Genomic DNA, 6,000 nt, shown 5'->3' with positions numbered 1-6,000 from the left:
GCCTGGCTTGAAGTTGGCCTGAAACCACCACTGGCGGCCATCCTTGCTGCGCCGCTCCACACGGAAGTTGTCCAGTCCCTGCTCCCTTAGTGCCAGTTGCAAAGCATCTCCGCTGCAGCCGGCGCAAGTGACGGCAAGTGGCGGTAGCCCAGGCACTTCGACGCAATAGACGGGCATGGGCTTAAGGCGATAGCTCAGGCTGCCACAAGAACGGAGTAGGGCTCAGGCTGCGTCATCCGTAGCGGTGGCAACGCAACCCCACGCCCGGCAGGCCTAGGGTTGCAAAACTTCATGATTGGGCTTTGCGGGATGACTTCTACCCCAGATCTGGCCTCCCTCTATCAGTTGCTGTCTCTCCAAGAGCGCCCGATCCTGCCCACGGGTGAGCGTCGCGCAATCCTGGGTTGTGGCTACGTGGGCGAAGCGGTTGCCAAATCCTGGAAGCAGGAGGGGCACGCACTTTGGGGCACCACAACCCGGCGTGAACGCTTGCCAGAGCTGGCCGATCTAGTCGAGAATCCATTGGTTTTTGATTCGACGGATCCCTCCAGCAGCCTGGACTTCGCAACAGATGTCGACGGCATCTTGGTGTCCTTCGCTCCGTCGAAGAGTTCCAGTGTTGAGCTGAGCCAATACGAGCAGACCTTTCTTGGCGGCCTGCAGCGGCTGATCGAAACGCTTAGCCGTAGGCCTGTCAGCTCGCCACTGCAGCTTGTTCACCTCAGCAGCTGTGGCGTGTATGGCAACCGGCAGGGAGCGCTCACAAGTGAGAGCGATCCAACCGATTCAAATCATCCAGTGAATTCCGTGCTCGTGAGAGCAGAGCAGATGATCGCGTCGGTCCGCTCCGACTCGATCAAGGTCTGCGTGTTGCGCCTCGGTGGCATATATGGGCCTGGACGCGATATTCCGGCCATGTTGCTGAGTGCAGCTGGCGGCTTAGTGCAGCGTAATGGCCTGAATGTGCCGTGCTGGATTCACCGCGACGACATTGTTCGCGGTATCAACTTTGCCTTTGATCAAGGTCTCAATGATACCTACAACCTGGTCAATGACACCCAGTACAACGGCCAGGAGCTCACAGATCGGCTGTGTGAGCGCGCTGGCCTGCCACTAGCTAAGTGGTTGACCAGAGACACCAGCGATCGAATCCTTAATGCGCGGGTGAGTAATGAGAAGCTTAAGCAGCTTGGCTTCAGTCTCTCTCATCCATGCATGTTGGGCTGATATCGGCGCTCTATCCAGGCCAAGAGATTGTGATTGGCATCAAACTCAATTGTCAAATGCACAAAGCTTTGTCGATCCAGTATGCAGCCAAAGTGGATGTCAAATGAATGCTTTGGCAAGCTCTCAGGCAGGCTGCAGATTAAATTATCCGTAAACAGCCCATTCACTTCATTCTTGATAAATAATTCGCTACAGAATGGTGTCAACCGCTGATCTGACGTTTCATTTACAGAATTGAATCCTGGTCTGATCACTGACTCCACTCCTTGCCAGCCAAAGACGGTCTCGAATACCGCCTCCAGCGATTGGAACTGAACGCGTTCGGGGTCAGGACTGGTGCGTTGGCAACGGAAGGGTGTGGCGGCGATTGAGTCCAGCAGCATCTGACCATCAGGTTGTTGCTGGTAAAGCGCCACCAGCATCGAACGACTGCGACCGCTGAAGAAGTTCACTTCATGCCCAGCACGGGCGCTGCTGCCGGCCATTTCCAGGCTCGACTGGCCCGCCGTCTGCGGAAAATGCCAGCAGTTATGGCCGAGGTTGTAATTATGCCGATATAGGGGGAAGCGGCGTTCTCCACCGGGCGCGAATCGCAGGCCGGTTCCATGCCATTCACCCGTGTGCGCATCCGAGAAGTGGATGGAGTAAAGCGAGGCCTCCGGGTTAGCGCTGCCCTGCTTCAGGTTCATGGCATGGCCGTTGCGGCCATGCCAAGTGGTTATTCCCTTCCAGTCGCCATCAAAGCTGGCGCGCATGAGGTTCCATTGCCGATCAGCTGCTGCTTTGGCGTGATTGTCTGAACCTTCCATCGTCTTCAGTTCGGTAGTCGGGTTTTCCAGAATCGGCTAGCTGATGTGCGACGGTCGAACGGCTTGGTTGTGAGGGCGTGTCCCTAAACGTTTCTTATTCAACCGAGCGAGTGCAGTTGCCAGCAGTTATAGACGTAAGGTGATGTTTGGCCTCATGATCGCCAAGCCATGGCCAAGGTAGGTGTGCTCCTGCTGAACCTCGGGGGTCCGGAGCGCATCCAGGACGTCGGCCCTTTCCTCTACAACCTCTTCTCGGATCCGGAGATCATCCGGCTACCCAGCCCGGCCCTGCAGAAACCACTGGCTTGGCTGATCAGCAGCCTGCGGGCGAGCAAGTCGCAGGAGGCTTATCGTTCAATCGGCGGGGGCTCACCACTGCGGCGAATCACCGAGCAGCAGGCTCGGGAGCTACAGAGTGCCCTTCGCCTGCTTGGGATCGAGGCCACCAGCTACGTGGCGATGCGCTACTGGCACCCCTTTACCGAATCGGCGGTGGCAGACATCAAAGCCGACGATGTGGACGAGGTGGTGGTGCTGCCTCTTTATCCTCACTTCTCAATTAGCACCAGCGGTTCCAGCTTTAGGGAGCTTCAGCGTCTTCGCCAGGCTGATCCTGTCTTTGCAGCTTTGCCGATTCGATGTATCCGCAGCTACCACGATGACCAGGGCTATATCGACGCCATGGCCGGGCTGATCGCCCGCGAGATCCAGGCCTGCCCGGACCCTGACAGCGCCCATGTGTTCTTCAGCGCCCACGGTGTTCCTAAGAGCTACGTGGAAGAAGCGGGCGATCCCTACCAAGGGGAGATCGAAACCTGCGCCCGGCTGATCATCGAGAAGTTGGAGGCCACATTGGGCCACAGCAACTCTTTCACCCTTGCTTATCAGAGCCGGGTGGGTCCTGTGGAGTGGCTCAAGCCCTACACCGACGAGGCATTGGCGGAGCTAGGGCGGCAGGGTGTGAAGGATCTGGTGGTTGTGCCGATCAGTTTTGTGAGCGAGCACATCGAGACCCTTGAAGAGATCGACATCGAGTACCGCAAGCTGGCTTTCGAGTCGGGCATCACAAATTTTCGGCGTGTGCCGGCGCTTGACACCAACCCTGCGTTCATCCAGGGGCTTGCGCGACTTGTCCAGCAGGCCCTGGATGGGCCCGAAGTGAATATCGACCAGGCGGCGGCTTTGCCCAGCACTGTGAAGCTCTACCCCCAAGACAAGTGGGCTTGGGGCTGGAACAACAGCTCAGAAGTGTGGAATGGCCGCTTAGCTATGGTCGGATTCTCCGCTTTTCTAGTGGAGCTGATCAGTGGAAGTGGGCCTCTTCACGCCATAGGCCTGCTTTGATCTTCTTTTTACTCGGGATAGTGTCTGTCTAGATCGAACAACACCTCATGGATATATGCCTCGGTCCATTCCGCGCCGTGAAAGCGGCTGAGCATCCCTCTTGCCGGATCTTTCTCTGCCCGATAGCTGGTGTAGCGGCGTTGGCCCTCGAGCAATATTGCTGAGCGATCATCTGCTACGGGGGGTGCTTCATCCACGAGCTGTAAATAAAGCTTTAAATACTCAGCAAAGGCTTGAAATATAACGGTGGCTATCAGCTCATCGGAGGCTGCACCCAGAGGTAGACGGGTCCAGAGAAATGCAGGCGAAAAGTAAGGTTCCGCCTCGGCAGGAATGGGCCCGCCATCAGGCAAGTGAGGCTTCCAGCTGTTAAAAATTGGGAGTAATCGATCCCAGACAGGTTGGGTATGGAGGGAATCGCTGCGGTCAACTGGCTGCAGGTCGAGGGCTAGCAGATGGCCTGAGGGCAGCGTGACCAAATCGGCTCCGAAGAAAGGCAGATCAAAACGGCAGTCGGGATTGATAACTAGGTTCAGCACAGACGCTGCTGGTCCCGCTTCCACACAGGCGGCCCTCACCTGGCGAAGCTTGCTGGTTCGACAGGCCCAGGTTGCAGTTTGCACAACTACCGGCTGTGCCTTCGAACCGGTGGATCCGGTTTTTTGCAGAAACTGCTCCGGCACGGGGTAGGCGGCTGGCTGCAACGCCTGAAGCATGTCGACCGCATGATCAAGAAAGGGCTGCCAACGCCAACCGGCGATTCTGACCTGATCAAGGCTGCAGCTTTGCGGTGCTGTCATTGCTGCGGGCTAGATGGGAAGAGGAACTCGTGCAGAAAACGATCCGACCATGCCTTGCCGAAGTGGCTGCTAAACAGGCCATGAGCCGGATCTCTTTCGGCGCTGTAGACATCGTATGCCTCCTGCAGGGTTTTAACCCTTTCTGCTGTAACTATGGAAGTGCGTTGGCTGGCTTCGGCGCTGAGCTGCCAGTAGCAGTCGAGAAAGGCGGTGAAAGCTCTGGGCAACGATTCCTGCGCCTCCTCAGCACCTCCACGGCAGAACAGCAGCCAGGGCGAAAAATATTGGTTTGGATCAAATGAGCGCATGGCCTCAGCACCGTGAAGATCCGGGTGGCGAGAAATAAGTTCTTTTAGGCCTTGATAATAGGTATCAAGATAATTCTGATCTTGCAGTAGGGGCTGAAAATCAAGCACTGCGACCAGCTTGCCGCGGGTGCCGAACCAAAGAAGATCAATTCCCATCAGGGGCTGATCGTTGTTGTATTCGGGATAGGCCACCGAATTCAGCACTTGCAGGCTGTCCCCCGCGTCCATCCTGGTCACCCGCCAGCGTCGGAAACCCGGCACCTGCCAGAGCCAGCTTTGGATCACGCTCTGCCTCTTCAGCGAGCGACATTCAGCGAGCCCATCGGGTGGGGCAATGGGCTGCGCCCCAGACCGTTCCAGCCTGCTATGGAGCTCTTGCAAAAAAGGGTCGAACATCTCGGAGGGCTCAGGAGCAGGGTGGGTTAGCTGAAACCGGCGGCCAGGGAATCGGCGCTTTCCCGAAGCGACTGCAGAGTTGCGTCGGAGGGGCAGCGAAGCTCCGTGCAGTAGGTGGTCATCGACACACCGTCGAGGCACTGCACCGAGCTCACCCGCATTCGCACCTGATCCGTGACGAACCAGCAGCGTTCCGTGCCGACATTGCTGTCGTAGCGCGTGGTAACGGTCATGACGCCATCGCTGGAAAAGTTGTATTGACTGAGGACGGGTTGCTTCTCCACGTAGCCCTTGTCACGGACCAGGAAACCCTGAGAGGGATCTCCTGCCAGAGGGATATCTATTAATACAGCCGCTTGATCTTCTGTTCTAGCTAGGGGTTTTAGATTGCTCTCCCACCAGAAACGGGCCCCTCCTGCTGCTAGATGAGGGTTGATATTGAGAGCTAGGCATATCTGTTCGACGGCTGGATCCTGAGCGGAGAAGGGCTCGATCACAAGATTGGAATCGCCGAATTCATCATCTTGGTGGTCGAGGTGGTGCACAGCCCGTCGCGTCAGCCAGGCCCCTCGACTGGCCGCCAAGAACTGATCCATCGTTCGGGCTGGGTCCACGGGTGCCACGGGCGGGTGAGGGGGATGGGAGTTAGTCCTGTTCGGACTTCTGGGCTTCAAGCTGAGCCAGAATTGCTTCTAGCTTCTGCAGCTCGGGATGCTGAGCCAGGGTGAATTCCACTTGCTTCTGAGGAAGCTTCAGTCTCTGACCCATTCCGATCACATCTTTGATGAGTCGATCGCGGTAGGCCGCTAGCTGATCAATCGACTCCTCCAACTCCTGCCGGCTGGGATCGGATGCGTTGATTGCAGACGTGTCGGCGCGAGCGGTGGTGCCGTCGGTCATGGGTTGAATTGGGCGAATGTCAGCATACGGAGTCGACCGCTGCGATCCACTAGAGCAGCTTCAAATGGGCCGCATCCATGGTGAATATGGAAGAAAAGATAAATCTCCTGGTGCTTTGTTCCGCGATTGGGCGGGAGTGCGTGCCCTCCCCTTGCCAAAACCCTTTGCCAGCGCTGCCTTTTTAAGTCCGACCGCGATGGGTGACGAAAGTTTGCA

The 6,000-nt window shown here is 57.1% G+C and carries 7 protein-coding genes; 2 read left to right on the top strand and 5 right to left on the bottom strand.

Annotation, left to right across the window (positions count from 1 at the left end; genetic code table 11):
- The first annotated feature begins 309 nt into the window (after positions 1–309).
- Positions 310–1,227, top strand: coding sequence for an NAD-dependent epimerase/dehydratase family protein (locus tag KBY75_RS12925; protein ID WP_255024192.1), 918 nt, complete (start codon positions 310–312; stop codon positions 1,225–1,227).
- Here KBY75_RS12925 and KBY75_RS12920 read toward each other — a convergent pair.
- Entirely contained in the window at positions 1,206–2,036 is an 831-nt protein-coding gene (locus tag KBY75_RS12920) for a hypothetical protein (protein WP_255024191.1), read from the bottom strand. The two genes, KBY75_RS12925 and KBY75_RS12920, sit on opposite strands and share 22 nt — an antisense overlap.
- A gap of 168 nt (positions 2,037–2,204) precedes the next feature.
- Between KBY75_RS12920 and hemH the strand changes: the two genes are divergently transcribed.
- Positions 2,205–3,380 carry a ferrochelatase gene (gene hemH / locus KBY75_RS12915; RefSeq protein WP_255024190.1) on the top strand — a complete coding sequence of 392 codons (1,176 nt, stop codon included), beginning with the start codon at positions 2,205–2,207 and terminating at the stop codon, positions 3,378–3,380.
- Between the two features lie 8 nt (positions 3,381–3,388).
- On the opposite strand, the gene KBY75_RS12910 is transcribed toward hemH, so the two are convergent.
- The 4 genes from KBY75_RS12910 to KBY75_RS12895 are packed head-to-tail and all read right to left on the bottom strand — an operon-like array spanning position 3,389 to position 5,784.
- Positions 3,389–4,180 carry a phycoerythrobilin:ferredoxin oxidoreductase gene (locus tag KBY75_RS12910; protein ID WP_255024189.1) on the bottom strand — a complete coding sequence of 264 codons (792 nt, stop codon included), beginning with the start codon at positions 4,178–4,180 and terminating at the stop codon, positions 3,389–3,391.
- A complete protein-coding gene (locus tag KBY75_RS12905; RefSeq protein ID WP_255024188.1) occupies positions 4,177–4,884 on the bottom strand; it encodes a 15,16-dihydrobiliverdin:ferredoxin oxidoreductase in 708 nt (235 codons plus the stop codon). The genes KBY75_RS12910 and KBY75_RS12905 overlap by 4 nt, the downstream gene beginning before the upstream one ends.
- Before the next feature lie 26 nt (positions 4,885–4,910).
- Positions 4,911–5,480 (bottom strand): phycobiliprotein lyase, encoded by a 570-nt coding sequence (locus tag KBY75_RS12900; RefSeq protein WP_255024194.1) that lies wholly within the window; start codon positions 5,478–5,480, stop codon positions 4,911–4,913.
- 49 nt (positions 5,481–5,529) lie between these two features.
- Positions 5,530–5,784, bottom strand: a complete 255-nt coding sequence (locus tag KBY75_RS12895; RefSeq protein ID WP_254937579.1) for a hypothetical protein — start codon at positions 5,782–5,784, stop codon at positions 5,530–5,532.
- Positions 5,785–6,000: the final 216 nt, after the last annotated feature.

The sequence above is a fragment of the Cyanobium sp. T1G-Tous genome (genome assembly GCF_024345455.1).
GTDB lineage: Bacteria > Cyanobacteriota > Cyanobacteriia > PCC-6307 > Cyanobiaceae > Cyanobium_A.
Note: the sequence above shows the minus strand (reverse complement) of the source record. Positions and strands in the feature narration are given on the sequence as shown.